General features: G+C 74.0%; 13 protein-coding genes and 2 pseudogenes. 12 read left to right on the top strand and 3 right to left on the bottom strand.

The genetic code is table 11. The features are described 5' to 3' along the window. Positions 1 to 233: 233 nt before the first annotated feature. Positions 234 to 614 (top strand): annotated as a pseudogene (locus tag KV557_RS44935) (transposase); the annotation flags it as partial. A gap of 183 nt (positions 615 to 797) precedes the next feature. Here the strand turns inward: KV557_RS44935 and KV557_RS25780 are convergent. Further along, a complete protein-coding gene (locus KV557_RS25780) occupies positions 798 to 1,445 on the bottom strand; it encodes an NADPH-dependent F420 reductase (protein ID WP_218203869.1) in 648 nt (215 codons plus the stop codon). Between the two features lie 77 nt (positions 1,446 to 1,522). Between KV557_RS25780 and KV557_RS25785 the strand changes: the two genes are divergently transcribed. Further along, positions 1,523 to 1,894: a winged helix-turn-helix transcriptional regulator gene (locus KV557_RS25785; protein WP_218203870.1), complete on the top strand. Its 372-nt coding sequence runs from the start codon at positions 1,523 to 1,525 to the stop codon at positions 1,892 to 1,894. Positions 1,895 to 1,954: 60 nt separating this feature from the next. On the opposite strand, the gene KV557_RS25790 is transcribed toward KV557_RS25785, so the two are convergent. Beyond that, on the bottom strand, positions 1,955 to 2,557 hold the full coding sequence (locus tag KV557_RS25790; RefSeq protein ID WP_218203871.1) for a TetR/AcrR family transcriptional regulator: 603 nt from the start codon (positions 2,555 to 2,557) through the stop codon (positions 1,955 to 1,957). 220 nt (positions 2,558 to 2,777) lie between these two features. On the opposite strand from KV557_RS25790, the gene KV557_RS25795 reads away from it, so the two are divergent. The 10 genes and pseudogenes from KV557_RS25795 to KV557_RS25840 all read left to right on the top strand — a co-directional run. After that, positions 2,778 to 3,953: an FAD-dependent monooxygenase gene (locus tag KV557_RS25795; RefSeq protein ID WP_218203872.1), complete on the top strand. Its 1,176-nt coding sequence runs from the start codon at positions 2,778 to 2,780 to the stop codon at positions 3,951 to 3,953. 66 nt (positions 3,954 to 4,019) lie between these two features. Further along, positions 4,020 to 4,541, top strand: coding sequence for a MarR family winged helix-turn-helix transcriptional regulator (locus KV557_RS25800; RefSeq protein ID WP_218203873.1), 522 nt, complete (start codon positions 4,020 to 4,022; stop codon positions 4,539 to 4,541). Positions 4,542 to 4,671: 130 nt separating this feature from the next. After that, positions 4,672 to 5,154 carry a hypothetical protein gene (locus KV557_RS25805; protein ID WP_218203874.1) on the top strand — a complete coding sequence of 161 codons (483 nt, stop codon included), beginning with the start codon at positions 4,672 to 4,674 and terminating at the stop codon, positions 5,152 to 5,154. After that, the gene (locus KV557_RS25810) at positions 5,151 to 6,017 is read left to right on the top strand and encodes an NmrA family NAD(P)-binding protein (RefSeq protein WP_218203875.1); all 867 of its coding nucleotides are present in this window, start codon (positions 5,151 to 5,153) and stop codon (positions 6,015 to 6,017) included. Before KV557_RS25805 ends, KV557_RS25810 begins: the two co-directional genes overlap by 4 nt. Before the next feature lie 394 nt (positions 6,018 to 6,411). Further along, entirely contained in the window at positions 6,412 to 10,344 is a 3,933-nt protein-coding gene (locus KV557_RS25815; protein WP_218203876.1) for a Pls/PosA family non-ribosomal peptide synthetase, read from the top strand. After that, a complete protein-coding gene (locus KV557_RS25820; RefSeq protein WP_218203943.1) occupies positions 10,341 to 11,705 on the top strand; it encodes a M1 family metallopeptidase in 1,365 nt (454 codons plus the stop codon). Before KV557_RS25815 ends, KV557_RS25820 begins: the two co-directional genes overlap by 4 nt. Before the next feature lie 71 nt (positions 11,706 to 11,776). Further along, positions 11,777 to 13,210, top strand: coding sequence for a serine hydrolase domain-containing protein (locus KV557_RS25825; RefSeq protein WP_218203877.1), 1,434 nt, complete (start codon positions 11,777 to 11,779; stop codon positions 13,208 to 13,210). A gap of 264 nt (positions 13,211 to 13,474) precedes the next feature. Continuing rightward, positions 13,475 to 14,314, top strand: a complete 840-nt coding sequence (locus KV557_RS25830) for a GNAT family N-acetyltransferase (protein WP_218203878.1) — start codon at positions 13,475 to 13,477, stop codon at positions 14,312 to 14,314. Positions 14,315 to 14,422: 108 nt separating this feature from the next. Then, a complete protein-coding gene (locus KV557_RS25835) occupies positions 14,423 to 15,235 on the top strand; it encodes a lysophospholipid acyltransferase family protein (protein ID WP_218203879.1) in 813 nt (270 codons plus the stop codon). Positions 15,236 to 15,269: 34 nt separating this feature from the next. Beyond that, a pseudogene (locus tag KV557_RS25840) lies at positions 15,270 to 15,831 on the top strand (YdcF family protein); the annotation flags it as partial. Positions 15,832 to 15,910: 79 nt separating this feature from the next. Here the strand turns inward: KV557_RS25840 and KV557_RS25845 are convergent. Next, a complete protein-coding gene (locus KV557_RS25845) occupies positions 15,911 to 16,456 on the bottom strand; it encodes a PaaI family thioesterase (RefSeq protein WP_218203880.1) in 546 nt (181 codons plus the stop codon). Positions 16,457 to 16,566: the final 110 nt, after the last annotated feature.

The following is a 16,566-nucleotide window of genomic DNA, read 5'->3' on the forward strand; positions in this document are numbered from 1 at the left end:
ACTGGGACAAGGCCATCGCGCACCTCTCACTCAACGAGCCTTCCTACTCGGAGAGTTGCGCGATGGCTCCTTCATGACCAGGGGTTACACCAAGATCCCTGCTACACCACTCAGCGGGACGCCATCGAGTGTAGTGGGCTGATGTCCGGTCAGGGGCGGTCTTCATGGGACCGCCCCTCGATCGTGTGCAGCCGGCGTTGGTAGTGGCAGGGGCGGGGCAGCCTCACGTCGTGATCAACGTTCCTGCAGCCGAGACCTGGGACAACGAACTCGAAGACCTTTTCCTCCGCGTCGGCCACCGTTTCAGCCGCGTGGAGCCACGCCGCCGGATGCGCGACTACGTCCGCGGCCTGCTCGGCCCTGTCGGACGCAAGAACGGCTGGCAGCTGGCCGAATACGCCGGTCACGCCACCCCCGACGGCCTCCAGCACCTGCTCGCCGGCGCCCGCTGGGACGCGGACGAAATCCGCGACGAGCTCCAGCACTACGTCGCCGAACGCCTCGGCGAGCAGGGCGGAGTCGCGGACGTGACCGGCCTGCTCGGCCAGCCGCCAGCAGTTCTTCCGTTCGACGCTGGACAGAAGCCCGAGCACGAAGGCACGGGCGGTAGCACGAGGCTCCACCCGCCGAAACCGGCCCGCGATCCGGGCCATGGCCTGGTCGAACATCGCCCGCCACCGGGCCGCGTCTATGCCGTGGCCCGCGGCCACCGCACGATCTTCAGGAGTCCACACAAGCCCCGATGATCACGCAGTGGCCGCGCCAGTTCCCGCGTCGGTCCGACGCAGGATCGCGGATCAGAAGAGATCAACCCCCGCGTACTCCAGCGGCGGTGCGATCGCCTGAGCGTCCGCACCTTCACCCACCCACAGGCCGATCAGGAGTGCGGCCGTCGCCTCCAGCAGGCCTGCCCGGTCGAGCCCTCCTCCGTCGACCGGCACGCAGCCGAGGTCGCGGACAAGGAACCGTACCGCTTCGAGAGCCGGTGCATCGTCACCGCAGATCGGCACCGCGAGGGGGCGTCCGCCGAAGACCGGCGGGGTCAAACGCCACACGCTCTCATGACAGAGATTGAATGCCTTGACCACGGACGCGCCGGGCGCTGCGGCCGCGATGCGCTCGGCCGCCGAGGGGCCGCCCCGGGTCTCAAGGACGAAGCCCGGCACGATCGGGTTGGTGCAGTCAATCAGCGTTCGGCCTCGTACGGTGTCGGCCAGGCCGGACACCACGCCGATCGCCGCTGAGTACGGTACGGCCAGTAGCATCGCGTCTTGGCCGTGCTGGGCCGCGTCCCGCAGAGTCCCCGCCTGTGCGCCGATCTGGTCCGCCAGGGCCGCGGCGCGGCCGGGGTCCCGCCCGCCCACCAGTACGTCGTGGCCAGCACGCGACCATCGTGTACCCAGCACCCGCGCCATGTTGCCCGTACCGGCAATCCCGATCCTCATCATTCCAGCCTCTCGTAGTGATCCCTGTAGTCGGATTCGGGACGACACTAGGAAGCTGCTCGGGCACCATCTGGTAAGTGACCACTGATCAGGGATTTGTCGCCGACTGCCGTGCCCGGCTCGCTTTCGACCTGCTCGCCAACACCTGGAACGCCGTGGTGGTGTGGACGCTACGCGGGGGCCCCGCGCGGCCCAGTGAGCTGCGCGAGCGGATCGGCGGGATCAGCCCCAAAGTCCTTACAGAGACGCTGCGTCGGCTCCAGTTCAACGGGTTGGTGGAGCGCCGCGCGTACGCCGGGTCGCCGCCGCGCGTGGAGTACTCCCTCACTGGGTTGGGGCGGACACTGCTGGAGCCGCTCGAAGCGTTCGGCACCTGGGCCTTCGAATACGGAGAAGACGTGATGGCAGCCCGAGAGCAGGCGGAGGAAGCTGGACACAGTCGCGGCTGACCCCGATGGCAAGCGGGATCGTCAGTCACTGGGAGCCGATCACAAAGTCTCACTGGAGTACTAGGGCGTGCCCGGACCGCGCAGGGCCGCCGCGACCAGGCCGCGGATCTCGTCCGCGCCGACCTCGCCGCCGCCCACCAGGCGGTCGAAGACCAGGCCGTCGACGCAGGCGAGCAGTGTCGTGGTCCGCCCGTCCGGGTCGGCCACGCCCTGCTCGGCGAGGAAGGCGCGGACGGCGGCGCGGCCCGCGTTCTCGCGCGGGACGAGGATCTCCCGCAACTCGGGATCGCGCACGCTCTCGACCGCGCACGCATAGCGCGCGAGCGAGCGCCGCCGCCCCTCCCCGGTGAGCCGATGCCGCATCAACACCCCGATCCCGTCGACCAGTTCCTCGGCCGAGCGGGCCACCGGAGCCTGCTCCCCCATCGTCTGCAGCTCCCCCTGGTCAAGCTCGACCAGCCGGCGTACCAGCGCGGTGAGCAGCGCCTGCCGCGTGCGCAGATACGCCGAGGTGGTCCCGAGCGGCAGTCCCGCCGCCGCGTCCACCGCCCGGTGCGTCAGCCCGCGCACGCCCGCGTCGGCGAGCACACCGATCGCCGCGTCCGCGAGCACCGTCCGCCGGTCCCGCCCGTCGCCCTGCCTCTGCCCCTGCTCATGCCGCATCCCCCCTTTCTACCTGCCCCGGCCCCACCTCTCCGCCGGCACCCGCCCGGCGGCCCCCGCCCCCACCCCCTCGCCCACACCCCACCCGCGGCAACCCCGACCCCCCACCTCGCCGCTCACACCCCACCCTGGGCGACCTCCGCCACGCCCCGCGTAAGCCCGTAGTACGCTCCTTCTACAGCTGTAGAAGACAGCAGCGGCAACACGGGAAGGACCGGGCATGAGCAGCAACAGCGCGGTGATGGTCGGGGGCGGGATCGGCGGGCTGGCCGCCGCGATCGGGCTTCGGCTGGCGGGGTGGGACGTGACCGTGGTCGAGCGGGCCGCGGTCCTGGACGACGCGGGCGCCGGCATCTCGCTGGCCGCCAACGGGATGCGCGCACTCGCCACGCTCGGGGTCGGCGAGGCGGTCGAGGCGGCCGCACGGCGCCAGTACACCGGCGGCACCCGCACCCCGGACGGCCGCCGGCTGGCCCTGATGGACGGCGCCGCGCTGGAGCGCGAGCTGGGTGCCCCGATCGTCGGCATCCCGCGGGCCGACCTGCACCGGATCCTGCGCGAGGCGCTGCCCGCCGGATCGCTGGTGATCGGCGCGGAGGTCACCGACGTCGTCACCACCTCGCCGTCCCGCGTCCAGGTGACGTACGGCGACACCACGCTCGACGCCGACCTCGTGGTCGCGGCCGACGGCATCAACAGCAAGCTGCGCCGCCGACTCTTCCCCTCCCACCCCGGCCCGGTGTACAGCGGCTCGACCGTCCTGCGGGCGATCACCGAGCGGCCCGTCGACGGACTGACCGCCGACTTCGAGATCACCTGGGGCCACGGCGCCGAGTTCGGCCACATCGCCTTCCCGGACGGCCGGGCCGAGTGGCACGCCGTCCTCAACGCCCCGGCCGGGGTCCGCTACCGGGACCCGCTGGCCGAGGTCCGCCGCCGCTTCGCCCGCTGGCACGAGCCGATCCCGACCCTGCTGGCCGCGACCCGCCCGGAGGACGTCCTGCACCACGACGTCAACGAGCTGGTCACCCCGCTGCCCTCGTACGCCGTCGGCCGGATCGCGCTGCTCGGCGACGCGGCGCACGCCATGCCGCCGCACCTCGGCCAGGGCGCCTGCCAGGCGCTGGAGGACGCGGTGACGCTCGCCGCCGCCGTCGCCGGGGCAGGCACCGTCGAGGCGGCGCTCACCCGGTACGACGCGGCCCGCCGCCCGCGCAGCCAGACGGTGGCCCGGGACGCCCGCCGAGCGGGGAAGATGGGGCAGCAGCTCGCCAATCCGCTCGCGGTGGGCCTGCGCAACGCGGCGATCCGGCTCACCCCGCCCGGCGCGATGGTCCGGACGGTGCTGAAGCATGCGGACTGGACCCCGCCCCGGATCGCGCCCCGGGCCGCGTAGTGCCACCCGGGCACAACCCGCCCCACCGACTTGACCGGGCGACTGATTAGCCACCATATTACTTTCATGACGCAGCACCCCTACGCCGGCAGCGGCGCCCCCACCCTCGATCAGGCGCGACGCCAGATCGCCCGCTACGGCCTCACGGCCGATCCGCAGGCGGTGCTGGTCGCGGCCCGGCTGATGGCGGCGGGTGCCCGGCTCGGCCAGGCCGGGGAGGTGCACTTCGCCCGCTTCGGGCTCTCCACCGGCCGCTACCGACTGCTGGCCGACCTGGAGGACCATGGCGGCGAGAAGTCGCCCTCCCAGCTCGCGGCGAGCCTCGGCGTCTCGCGGGCGACCGTGACCGGCCTCGTCGACGGTCTCGAACGGGAGGGCCTGGTGGCCCGCCGCCCGTCCACCGAGGACGGCCGGGGCAACGTGGTGATCCTCACCGCGCGCGGCGCCCACCGGCTGCGCGACCTGGCGCCCGAGCACTACACCCGAATGCAGGCCATGGTCGGCGGACTCTCCGTCGAGGAGCGCACCACCTTCCTCGACCTGCTCGCCCGCGTCGTCGAGGGCATCGACGCCCTGACCGCCGACTGATCACGGGGGGCTGCCCGAAACTGCGGCCCGCCGTTCTTCACACCCAACCAGTTAGGCACCTAAGCATTAATAGTTAGCCACCTAATCACCAGGCTGGTCGCTGAACCAGCCACCGAAAGGAGCCGAAGCCGTGCGCAAGAAGGCCCCCGGCGCACCCCCGCCCTTCGTCCTGCGGCGCGAGGTCCTGGCCGCCTACGTCATGCCCGCCGTCATGGCCGGCATCGGCGGCCTCGCGACCCGTCAGCCCCAGCTGATGATCGCCGCCGTCACCACCATCGCCGGCACCTCGGCCGTCGTCGCGGCGCTGCTCGGTGCCCGGCTGCGCCGCCGCCCCGCCCACTCCTGGGCGGCCCGCGCGCCCCGCGCCCTGCCGGCGATCGTCCTCGCGCTCGGCTGCGCCACCGTCGCCCTGGCCGTCGGCCTCGCCGGCGCGCGCTGGCTGCCGCACATCCCGGCACTGGCCGGCAGCGCCTGGCCCGGTCGCCTCCCCGTCGACCTGCCGGTCTCCTCGGCGATCGCCGCCACCCTGATCACCTGGCGCTGGCGCGGCAGCCGCCCGCGCCACCTCCCGCAGCACCGGATCACCCCGCGACCCGAAAGGCAGACGTCATGATCGTCATCATGGGTGCCGGTGGCGCCACCGGCGGCGCCACCCTCCGCAGCCTCGCCGCCCTCGGCGCGCCGGCCCGCGCGCTCAGCCGCGACCCCACCCGTCTCGCGGCCTCGCTCGACGACCGGACCCTCGCGCTGACGGAGACGGCCTTCGCCGACGCGGCCGACCCGGATTCGCTGCGCGCCGCACTCAAGGGCGCCAGCCAGCTCTTCCTCGCCATGGCCAACGGCCCGCGCCAGGTGGAGTACGAGCTGCGCACCGTCGAGCTGGCCGTGGCGAGCGGCGTGGAGCACATCGTCAAGATCTCCGCCCCGGCGGCCGAGCCGCTCTCCCCCGTCGCCGTCTCACGCGGCCACCACCGGGTCGAGGAGCACCTGCGTGCCACCGGCGTCACCGCCACCGTGCTGCGCCCGTACGCCTTCATGCAGAAGCTGCTGCTCCTCGCCCCCGGCATCGCCGCGGCCGGGGTGGTGCACGGCGCGATGGGGCAGGCGCGCTGCAACTACGTCGACGTCCGGGACATCGGGGACGTCGCCGCCGACGTGCTCACCCGACCGGAGCTGACCGGTGGCACGTACCCGCTCACCGGCGGGCGGGCGTACAGCCACCCGGAGCTCACCGGGCTGCTGGGCGAGTTGCTCGGCCGGCCGGTCCACTACGTCGACCTCTCCCCCGACGAGTTGCACGCCCACCTGATGACGCGGGCCGGGATGCCGGACTGGCTGGCCACCCACGTGGTGGAGATCCAGCGGCTCGCGGTGGTCCGCCGGGAGGTGCCGGACGACACCGTCACCCGCCTGACCGGACGCGTCCCGCGAACCCTGGCGGCCTTCCTGGACGAGCACCTGCACCTCTTCCGCTGACCCTCCCGAGGGCATGGCGAGCCCGGGCGACGGCCGGAAACACCCCTGATTCCGGCCGAAAACCCGGGCCCGCCACCCGAAAGGAGCAGTATTCGCTGTGGCATGGATCACGAGGGAGAATCTGTCCTGACGGTTCGTCAAAGCGACTGACATGTCGTCACATTCATGCCACGGAGACTCAGTTATCGACTGAAGAAGCGTCAGATTTGTTCATTTGCGGCCGAGTTGGGTCGGGTGTTGGGCAGTACGGCACCCGTCACCCCGGGCTACCATCGGTCAGGTTGTCCGCTCCGGCCCCGGAGTTGGGATCACCCGGTCAGGCGAGTGCTCCCACCGCCCCCAAGGGCTGGGCATCGGTCGGGACGGGGCGAGGACGAGGAGCGCACGAGCTGCCATGACAGCCGAACCGAGCCGGCCGGAGCCGAACAGCACACCGCCACGCGCCCTCTTCCCAGGCCTCCCGGCCGCCGCGCCGCGCACCCTGGTCGACGTCCTGGACGCCACCGTGCGCGCCCATCCGAACGAGCCCGCCCTCGACGACGGGCGCGTCCTGCTCAGCTACCGCGCCCTCGCCGCCGAGGTCGAGCAGCTGCGCCGCCGGCTCGCCGCCGCCGGGATCGGCCCGGGCGACCGGGTGGGCGTGCGCGTCCCCTCCGGGACCAACGACCTGTACGTCTCGATCCTCGCCGTGCTCGCCGCCGGGGCCGCCTACGTCCCGGTGGACGCCGAGGACCCGGACGAGCGGGCCCAGCTGGTGTTCGAGGAGGCCGCCGTCGCCGCCGTGCTCGGCGCCGAGCGGGCCCTCGCAGTCCTCCGCACGAACGCACGGGACGCACGGGACGCACGGGACGCACAGGCCACGCAGACCGCACAGGCCGCGCAAGCCGCGCCCGGGCGCCGCCCCACCCCCGCCGACGACGCCTGGATCATCTTCACCTCGGGCTCCACCGGCCGCCCCAAGGGCGTCGCCGTCACCCACCGCAACGCCGCCGCCTTCATCGACGCCGAGGCCGCGCTCTTCCTCCGGGACGAGCCGATCGGCCCGGGCGACCGGGTGATGGCCGGGCTCTCCGTCGCCTTCGACGCCTCCTGCGAGGAGATGTGGCTGGCCTGGCGGCACGGCGCCTGCCTGGTGCCCGTCCCCCGCTCGCAGGTGCGCAGCGGCGCCGACCTGGGCCCGTGGCTGGCCGACCAGGAGATCACCGTGGTCTCCACCGTGCCCACCCTGGCCGCGCTCTGGCCGGCCGAGGCGCTGAACGAGGTGCGGCTGCTGATCTTCGGCGGCGAGGCCTGCCCGCCCGAGCTGGTGCAGCGCCTGGTCACCGAGGGCCGCGAGGTCTGGAACACCTACGGCCCCACCGAGGCCACCGTGGTCGCCTGCGCCGCCCTGCTGACCGGCGACGGCCCGGTGCGGATCGGCCTGCCGCTGGACGGCTGGGACCTCGCTGTGGTGGACGAGGCAGGCGAGCCGGTCGCCCCCGGCGGGACCGGGCAGCTGGTGATCGGCGGCGTCGGCCTGGCCCGCTACCTCGACCCGGAGAAGGACGCCGAGAAGTACGCGCCGCTGCCTTCGCTCGGCTGGGACCGCGCCTACCGCAGCGGCGACCTCGTCCAGGCCGACCCGGCCGGGCTGCTGTTCCTCGGCCGCACCGACGAGCAGATCAAGCTCGGCGGGCGCCGGATCGAGCTCGGCGAGGTGGACGCGGCGCTCCAGGCCCTGCCGCGCGTGGCGGGGGCGGCCGCCGCCGTCCGCACCGCGCGCGGCGGCAACCAGCTGCTGGTCGGCTACCTGGTCGTCCAGGACGGCTTCGACCGCGAGAAGGCCGTCGAACGGCTGCGCGCCGAGCTGCCGGCCGCCCTCGTCCCGCTGCTCGCGCCGGTCGACACCCTGCCCACCCGCACCTCGGGCAAGGTCGACCGGAACGCGCTGCCCTGGCCGCTGCCCGAGCTGGAGACCGCCGGGCCGACCGAGCAGCTGTACGGCACCGAGGCCTGGCTGGCCGAGCAGTGGTCCGAGATCCTCGGGGTGACGGTCACCGGCCCGCGCGACGACTTCTTCGCCATCGGCGGCGGCAGCCTCGCCGCCGCCCGGCTCACCACGCTGCTGCGCACCCGGTACCCGAGCGCGGCCGTCCTGGACATCTACCAGCACCCGACGCTGCGCAAGCTCGCCCGTCACCTGGAGCGCACCGTCGCCGAGGGGGGCGAGGCCCGGACCGTCGCCCCGGTGCCGACCAGGGCCAAACTCCTGCAGCTGCTCCTGCTGATCCCGCTGTTCACGGTGGTCGGCCTGCGCTGGACGGTCGCCCTGCTGGCCGCCGGCAACCTGCTCTCCCACCTCGGCGACTACCCGTGGGCGTCCACCGCCTCCTGGTGGGCGGTCGGCGCGGGCGCGCTCGCGCTGTACACCCCGGCGGGCCGGCTCGCGATCGCGGCGGGCGGCGCCCGGCTGCTGCTGCGCGGCCTGCGCCCCGGCAGCTACCCGCGCGGCGGCAGCACCCACCTGCGGCTCTGGGCCGCCGAGCGGCTCGCCGAGGTGAGCGGCGCGACCTCGCTGTCCGGCGCCTGGCTGGTCCGGTATGCCCGGGCGCTGGGCGCGAAGGTCGCCCCCGAGGTGGACCTGCACTCGCTGCCGCCCGTCACCGGGATGCTGAAGCTCGGCCGGGGCTGCGCGGTCGAGGCCGAGGTGGACCTGTGCGGCTACTGGCTGGACGGCGACCGGCTGGAGGTGGGCCAGGTCAAGGTCGGCTCCGGCGCCGTGGTCGGCACCCGGTCGACGCTGCTGCCCGGCGCCAGGGTCGGCAAGCGCGCCCAGGTGGTGGCCGGCTCCAGCGTCACCGGCCAGGTCCCGACCGGCCAGCGCTGGGGCGGCGCGCCCGCCGTCAAGCTGGGCCGCGTCGAGCGGAGCTGGCCCAAGGACCGCCCGCCGCGCCGGGCCCGCTGGGCCGCGCTGTACGGCGCCGGCGGCACGGCGCTCGGCCTGCTGCCGGTGCTGCCCGCGGTCGCCGCGGTCGCGGTGCTCTCCCGATTCGTCCACCCCGGCGACGGCCTCGGCGCGGCGCTCGGCGGCGCCCTGCTCGGCCTGCTGCCGGCCACCCTGGCGTACGGCGCGGTGTACACGACGCAGCTGGTGGCGCTCGTCCGGCTGCTGAGCCTCGGCCTGACGCCGGGCGTGCACCCGCTGCACGGCCGGGTCGGCTGGCAGGCGTGGACCGTCACCCAGCTGATGGACCAGGCCCGCGAGGTGCTGTTCCCGCTGTACGCGGGCCTGGTCACGCCGCTGTGGCTGCGGGCGCTCGGGATGCGGGTCGGCCGGGGCGCCGAGGTGTCGACGGTGCTGGCGCTGCCCAGCCTGGCCACCGTCGGCGACGGCGCCTTCCTGGCCGACGACACCCTGATGGCGCCGTACGAGCTGGGCGGCGGCTGGGTGCGGCTCGGCGAGGCGAAGGTCGGCGAGCGGGCGTTCCTCGGCAACTCGGGGATGACCGCGCCCGGACGGGCGGTGCCCAAGCGGGGCCTGGTCGGGGTGCTGTCGGCGACGCCGGAGAAGGCCAAGAAGGGCGGCTCCTACCTGGGCATGCCGCCGATGCGGCTGCCGCGCGCGGCGGACGAGGCGGACCAGAGCCTCACCTACGAGCCGCCGGCCCGGCTACTGTGGGCGCGCGGGCTGGTCGAGCTGGGCCGGCTCCTGCCGGTGCTGGCCTCCGGGGCGCTCGGCGTGCTGACCGTCGCGGCGCTGTCGTGGCTGGCGGCGTCCTGGTCGGCGGGCGTGGCCGCGCTGCTGTCCGGCCTGCTCCTGCCGGCGGCCGGCGCGGTGGCCTGCCTGGTCGCGGTGGCGGCGAAGTGGCTGCTGGTCGGACGGTTCCGGGCGGTGGAGCACCCGCTGTGGAGCGGCTTCGTGTGGCGCAACGAGCTCGCCGACACCTTCGTCGAGGTGCTGGCCGTGCCGTGGCTGGTCGGCGCGGTGCCGGGCACGCCGGTGCTGAACCTGTGGCTGCGCGCGCTCGGCGCGCGGGTCGGGCGCGGCGTCTGGTGCGAGAGCTACTGGCTGCCGGAGGCGGACCTGGTCACCATCGGGGACGGCGTCAGCATCAACCGGGGCTGCGTCGTGCAGACCCACCTCTTCCACGACCGAATCATGCGGATGGATACTGTGATCCTCCGCGAGGGCGCCACCCTGGGCCCGGGCGGGATCGTGCTGCCCGGCAGCACGGTGGGCGCGCGCAGCACGCTGGGCCCGGCCTCGCTGGTGATGCGCGCCGAGTCCGTCCCCGCCGACACGCGGTGGCTGGGCAACCCCATCGAGGCGTGGCAGACCACGCCATGACCACCCGTCCCGGCCCGCAGGAAGCGCCCGTCCCCGTGAAGTTCAAGCACGTCCCGGCGGCCGCCGGTGCCCCGGATCCGTACTTCCCGCAGAGCGGCGACCACCGCTACCGGGTGCACCGCTACGAGCTCGCGCTGGACTACCGGCCCGGGCCCAACCGGCTCGGCGGCTCGGCCCGGCTGAGCGCGGTGGCCGACGCGGCGCTGGACGGGTTCGCGCTGGACCTGGCCGAGTTCCGGATCGGGCGGGTCCTGGTGGACGGCCGGGCCGCCCGCTACACCCACCGGGCCGGCAAACTGCGGATCCGCCCGGCCAAGGCGCTGGCGGCGGGCGCGGCGTTCACCGTCGAGGTCCACTACAGCGGCAACCCGCGCCCGGTGCGCAGCCCGTGGGGCGGCCTGGGCTGGGAGGAGCTGACCGAGGGCGCGCTGGTCGCCAGCCAGCCGGTCGGCGCACCGTCCTGGTTCCCGTGCAACGACCGGCCCGCGGACAAGGCGACCTACCAGATAGCGGTCACCACGCCGTCGCCGTTCACCGTGGTGGCGAGCGGCCGGCTGCTCACCCGGACCACCCGGGCGTCCAGCACCACCTGGGTGTACGAGCAGAGCGCGCCGACCTCGCCGTACCTGGTGACGGTCTCGATCGGCCACTACCGGCCGGTGCCGCTCGCCGCGCGCCCGGCGGTGCCGCAGACCGGGTACGTGCCCGAGCCGCTGGTGGCCTCCTTCACCGAGGACTTCGGCCGGCAGCCGGAGATGATGGCGTACTTCGCCGAGGCCTTCGGGCCGTACCCGTTCGGCGAGTACGCGGTGGTCGTCGCGGACGAGGAGCTGGACGTCCCGGTGGAGGCGCAGGGCGTGGCCACCTTCGGCACCAACCACCTCGGCGGCGGCTGGGGGCGGGAGCGGCTGATCGCGCACGAGCTGGCGCACCAGTGGTTCGGCAACAGCGTCACCATCGCCGACTGGCGGCACATCTGGCTGAACGAGGGCTTCGCCAAGTACGCGGAGTGGCTCTGGTCGGAGCACGCCGGCGGCCCCGCCGCGGCCACCCACGCCGCTGCCGCGCACTCGCTGCTGGCCAGGCTCCCGCAGGACCTGCGGCCGGCCGACCCGGGCCGAAAGCTGATGTTCGACGACCGGCTCTACCAGCGCGGCGGCCTCGCCGTGCACGCGCTGCGGCGCGCGCTCGGCGACACCTCCTTCTTCGCGATGCTGAAGGACTGGACGAGCATCAACCGGCACGGGGTGGTCACCACCGCCGACCTGCTCGCCCACGCCTCCCGGTACGCCGACGCGCCACTCGCCCCGCTCTTCGACGCCTGGCTGCACCGGCCGGAACTCCCGCCGCTGCCGGCCTGACCCTATATTCACCGGGGTCCGACGCCGGGCTGGGCTACTGTCCGTCCATGCCCCAGGATTCAGAAGATCAGATGACCGACCTGCTTGACGAGCTGCTGCCCACCACCCGCCGCGCCCTGCTGCACCGGATCGCGGTCGCCCAGGCCGAGGGCCGGACGCCCTCGCTGGTCGCCGGGGTGGTGCGGGACGGGCGGCTGGTCTGGAGCGGGGCCCGCAGCATGGTCGACGGGCACGCGCCGACCCCCGACGTGCAGTATCGGATCGGCTCGCTCACCAAGACCTTCGTCGCCGTGCTGGTCCTGCGGCTGCGTGACGAGGGCCTGCTCGACCTCGCCGACCCGCTGGGCCGCCACTTGCCCGGCACCCCGGCCGACGACGCGACCATCTCGCAGTTGCTCTCCCACTCCGCGGGGCTCGCCGCCGAGACGCCCGGGCCCTGGTGGGAGCGCACCGACGGCGGCCTACGGCCCGAACTCTCCGACCTGCTGGAGTCCGAGGCCCCGCTCAAGCACCCGGCCGGGCGCCGCCACCACTACTCCAACCCCGGCTACGCCCTGCTCGGCGCGCTGGTGGAGAAGCTGCGCGGCGAGCCCTGGGGCGAGGTGCTGCGCCGCGAGGTGCTCGCCCCGCTCGGCATGGACCGCACCACGCTGCTCCCCGAGCACCCGCACGCCGGCGGCTTCGCCGTCCACCCGTGGGCCGACGTGATGCTGCCGGAACCGCTCACCGACACCGGGCTGATGGGCCCGGCCGGCCAACTCTGGTCCACCGCGGCCGACCTGGCGCGCTGGGCCGCCTTCCTCGCCGACGGCGGTGAGTCGGTGCTCGGTGGCGAGAAGGCTCTCGGCGACGGGAAGGCACTCGACGGCGAGAAGGTGCTCGCCGCCGCCACGCTCGCCGAGATGCGCCGCCCCGCCGTCGGCCCGGACAACCCGGACTGGACCAGCACCTACGGCCTCGGCCTCCAACTGCTGCGCCACGAGGGCCGGGTGCTGTACGGCCACTCCGGCTCGATGCCGGGCTTCACGGCCGGCCTCTGGGTCAGCGAACAGGACGGCCTGGCGGCCCTCGCCCTGTCCAACGCGACCACCGGCGCCAACACCCCGCTGCTGGCCGCCCAGTTGATCACGCTCACCGCCGAGCACGAACCGCGGATCCCCGCACCATGGCGCCCGCTGCCCGAGGTGGACGAGGAACTGCTGGCGCTCACCGGCCCCTGGTACTGGGGCGCGGCCCCGCACGCCCTGCGGCTCACCGCCGACCGCGGCCTGGAGCTCGGCCCGCTCGCCGGCGGCAACCGCAGCTCCCGCTTCCGCGCCGAGCCGGACGGCACCTGGACCGGGCTCGACAACTACTACGCGGGCGAGAGCCTGCGCGTGGTCCGGGCCGCCGACGGCACGGTCAGCCACCTGGACCTCGGATCCTTCGTCCTCACCCGCGAGCCGTACGGCCCGGACGCGGCCGTCCCGGGCGGCGTCGACCCGCAGGGGTGGCGGGCGTACTGACCGCGTCCCGGTCGGCACCCCGGTTGTCCACCCCCACCCGGCGAGCGCCGAACGACCCGCAGGTGCCCGGCAGATGACCACCGGGGCGCGGGTGGCCCCATTCAGCAGCTGCACATCTGTCCTCCCCCGAACGGCAACGTGAATTCCAGCCGGCACGGAGAAACATACGGTGACCGGTTCGCATCCATGCCCGACGGGTGCGAACCGGGCCGGTGTCGCACCGAACCGCGGCACCCCCGTCCGTGCTGCCCTGGAGGGTCCGCCATGACCACCGTCCCCACGTACACTCCGACCGCAGTCGCCCCCACCCACGGCACCCCGGCCGTGCCCGCCCCGCGCCAGAACCCGCCGGCGGCGCCCGCCTACACCGTCTCCCTCGCCCGCGACGAGGACGACGTCCGCGCCGCCCAGCTGCTGCGCCACCAGGTGTTCGCGGAGGAGCTCGGCGCCGTCCTGCACAGCCCGGTCACCGGCCTGGACGTCGACCCGTTCGACGAGTACTGCGACCACCTGCTCGTCCGCGAGGGCGAGCACGGCCCCGTCGTCGGCACCTACCGGCTGCTGCGCCCCGAGGCCGCCCGCCGCGCCGGACGGCTCTACTCCGACGGCGAGTTCGACCTCTCCGCGCTGGCGCCGGTCCGGCCCGGGCTGGTCGAGCTCGGCCGCTCCTGCATCCGCGCCGACCACCGCGGCAACGGCGCCGTCATCAACCTCATGTGGGGCGGCATCGCCCGCTACCTCGCCGACACCGGCAACACCTGGGTGGGCGGCTGCTGCTCGATCCCCCTCGACGACGGCGGCGCCACCGCGGCCCGGGTCTGGGACACCGTCAGCGCCAAGTACATTGCCCCCGACGAGTACCGGGTGACCCCGCACCGCCGCTGGGACGCCACCGGCGTGCCGCGCGCCGAGCGGGGCGCGCTGCCGGCCCTGCTCCGCGGCTACCTGCGGCTCGGCGCCTGGGTCTGCGGCGAGCCCGCGTACGACCCGGACTTCGCCTGCGCCGACCTCTACGTGCTGCTCTCGCTGGAGCGCACCGACCCCCGCTACCTGCGGCACTTCCTCGCCGGAGTGCCCGCCCAGCCGCTGGGCCCACAGTCATGAGCGGGCACAGCGGCAGAATTGGGGCGGGCGCATGAGCGAGCCTAGCGAGCGAATCATCGAGAGGTGCGTGTTGCGCGAAGCGCCTGCTGAGCGAAGCGAGGCGGGCGCATGAGCGTGTGGCTGCCGACCGCGCCCTGCCGCCCCGAGACCTGCCTGGCCGAGCCCTCGCCGGAGGTCTCGTACCCCCGGCGGGCGCTGCGGCTGACGCTGTGCCTGGCGGCGGTGGCGGCGGGCGTCCTGCTAAGCCTGCCGGTCCGCTTCCTCCCGCAGGAGGCCCGGGACCGGATGATCCGGCTCTGGGCCCGCACGCTGCTGCGCGCCCTCGGGGTCACCGTCCACCTCGACCGGCCCGGCGACGCGATGGGCGGCGGGATGCTCGTGGTGGCCAACCACGTCTCCTGGCTGGACATCCCGCTGATCGCCACCGGGCGGCCGGGGCGCTCGCTGGCCAAGACCGAGGTCCGGAAGTGGCCGGTGCTCGGGCCGCTGATCGCCTGGGGCGGCACGGTGTTCCTCGACCGCGACCGGCTGCGCACCCTGCCGGACACGGTCGAGGCGGTCGCCCGGGTGCTGCGCTCGGGCCACCCGGTGATCGTCTTCCCGGAGGGGTCGACCTGGTGCGGGCGGGAGAGCGGCCGGTTCCGGCCGGCGCTGTTCCAGGCCGCGGTGGAGACCGGCGCCTTCGTCCAGCCGGTAACGATCCGTTACCGGCTGGCGGACGGGCGGCCGACCAGCGCGCCCGCCTTCGTCGGCGAGGACGGGCTGCTCACCTCACTCGCCCGGGTGGTCGCGGTGCGTGGGCTGGTCGCCGAGGTGACGTTCCTGCCGCCGATCCCGGCCCCCGATCCGCAGCCCACCCGGTGGGGGGCGCGGCGGGAGCTGGCCCGGGCGGCGCAGGCGGCGGTCGAGGGGATCCGGTGAGGCTCTTCCGGGCAGGCCGTCACTGCGTGTGAGCCTCCACGCACGGCTCCGGCTCCGACTCCGGCCGGGGCCGGTCGCCGTCGGCGCCTTGCGGTTCGGCCGGGGCGGCGACCGGGTGCCGCCGCTGCTGGCCAGCCGCCTCAACCGGGGTCGCGAGGTGTACGAGAAGCAGGCCGCGCGCGGCAACCCGCCGGTCCTGATCACCTCGGGCGGTCAGGGCCCGGACGAGAAGCTGCCGGAGTCCCACGCCATGGCCGGCTACCTGGTGGAGCGCGGCTTCCCCGCCGAGCACATCGAGCGCGAGGACCGCTCGCGCACCACCGAGGAGAACCTGCTCCTTCAGCAAGGCCATCATGGAGCAGGCCAAGCCCGGCTACCGCTGCGTTATCGTCACCAACAACTTCCATGCCTTCCGGGCGGCGTTCACGGCCCGGAAGACCGACGTCAACGGCCAGGTGTTCGGCTCGCCGACGGCCGCGTACTACTGGCCGAGCGCAACCATCCGCGAATTCGCCGCCGTCTTCCTCTCCCACAAGCTGATCAACTTCGGCATCTGCGGCTTCCTCGCCCTCTGCGGGGTCCTCGCCTCGCTCTGAGCCCGGTATCCCTGAGCCCGTCATCCCTCCTTACTTTCGGGCCCCGGTCACTGCCTGCGGCGACCGGGGCCCGCTCCCGTCAGGCCTCCGGGCGCGGGGCCAGGATCGCGCAGGTGGTGGTCGCGTGCGCGTACAGCTTGCCGTTCTCCGCCCCGATGACGCGGGCCTCGGCGGTGGCCACCGTCCGGCCGAGGTGCACCACCGTGCCCTCGCAGCGCAGCAGCCCCGAGTCGGCGAACACCGGGCGCACCATGTGGACGTTCAACTGTGTGGTGGTGTAGCCGAGTCCGGCGGGCAGCCGGCTCAGGACGGCGCAGCCGAGGGCCGAGTCGAGCAGGGTGGCGAGGAAGCCGCCGTGGACGGTGTTCATCGGGTTGTACAGATGCTCGCCGGGCTCGCCCTCGAAGACCGCCAAACCCGCCTTCGCCTCGGTCAGGTGGAAGCCCAGTGTGCTGCAGATCGAGGGCTGGATCCGGCCGGCGATGATCTCCTGGAGGATCTCCTCCCCGGTCAGATGCGCATAGGCGGAGATGGGGGGACCGGCCTCCCACGTATGGGTGCGGGTCCGCAGCTCCCTGCCTTCCAGGGGCTTCTGCTCATCGGTCGCGATCTCATGATTCGTCATGAGATCAACCTGCCCTGTTCCGCGCCCTCCCTCAAGTGCCGTCGGGGGATGGGGAGTAAGCGTCGTCAGGAGCTCTGGGGGATGGCGATCCACGCCCTCCTTTCAGCAAT

The sequence above is a fragment of the Kitasatospora aureofaciens genome, from assembly GCF_019192735.1.
GTDB classification, from domain to species: domain Bacteria; phylum Actinomycetota; class Actinomycetes; order Streptomycetales; family Streptomycetaceae; genus Kitasatospora; species Kitasatospora aureofaciens_A.

Bases quoted from the DNA above. Each gene is read 5' to 3' on its own strand.
- KV557_RS25780 (WP_218203869.1), bottom strand. From the start codon at position 1,445: ATGAGGATCGGGATTGCCGGTACGGGCAACATGGCGCGGGTGCTGGGT.
- KV557_RS25790 (WP_218203871.1), bottom strand. From the start codon at position 2,557: ATGCGGCATGAGCAGGGGCAGAGGCAGGGCGACGGGCGGGACCGGCGG.
- KV557_RS25795 (WP_218203872.1), top strand. From the start codon at position 2,778: ATGAGCAGCAACAGCGCGGTGATGGTCGGGGGCGGGATCGGCGGGCTG.
- KV557_RS25800 (WP_218203873.1), top strand. From the start codon at position 4,020: ATGACGCAGCACCCCTACGCCGGCAGCGGCGCCCCCACCCTCGATCAG.
- KV557_RS25810 (WP_218203875.1), top strand. From the start codon at position 5,151: ATGATCGTCATCATGGGTGCCGGTGGCGCCACCGGCGGCGCCACCCTC.
- KV557_RS25815 (WP_218203876.1), top strand. From the start codon at position 6,412: ATGACAGCCGAACCGAGCCGGCCGGAGCCGAACAGCACACCGCCACGC.
- KV557_RS25820 (WP_218203943.1), top strand. From the start codon at position 10,341: ATGACCACCCGTCCCGGCCCGCAGGAAGCGCCCGTCCCCGTGAAGTTC.
- KV557_RS25825 (WP_218203877.1), top strand. From the start codon at position 11,777: ATGACCGACCTGCTTGACGAGCTGCTGCCCACCACCCGCCGCGCCCTG.
- KV557_RS25830 (WP_218203878.1), top strand. From the start codon at position 13,475: ATGACCACCGTCCCCACGTACACTCCGACCGCAGTCGCCCCCACCCAC.
- KV557_RS25835 (WP_218203879.1), top strand. From the start codon at position 14,423: ATGAGCGTGTGGCTGCCGACCGCGCCCTGCCGCCCCGAGACCTGCCTG.
- KV557_RS25845 (WP_218203880.1), bottom strand. From the start codon at position 16,456: ATGACGAATCATGAGATCGCGACCGATGAGCAGAAGCCCCTGGAAGGC.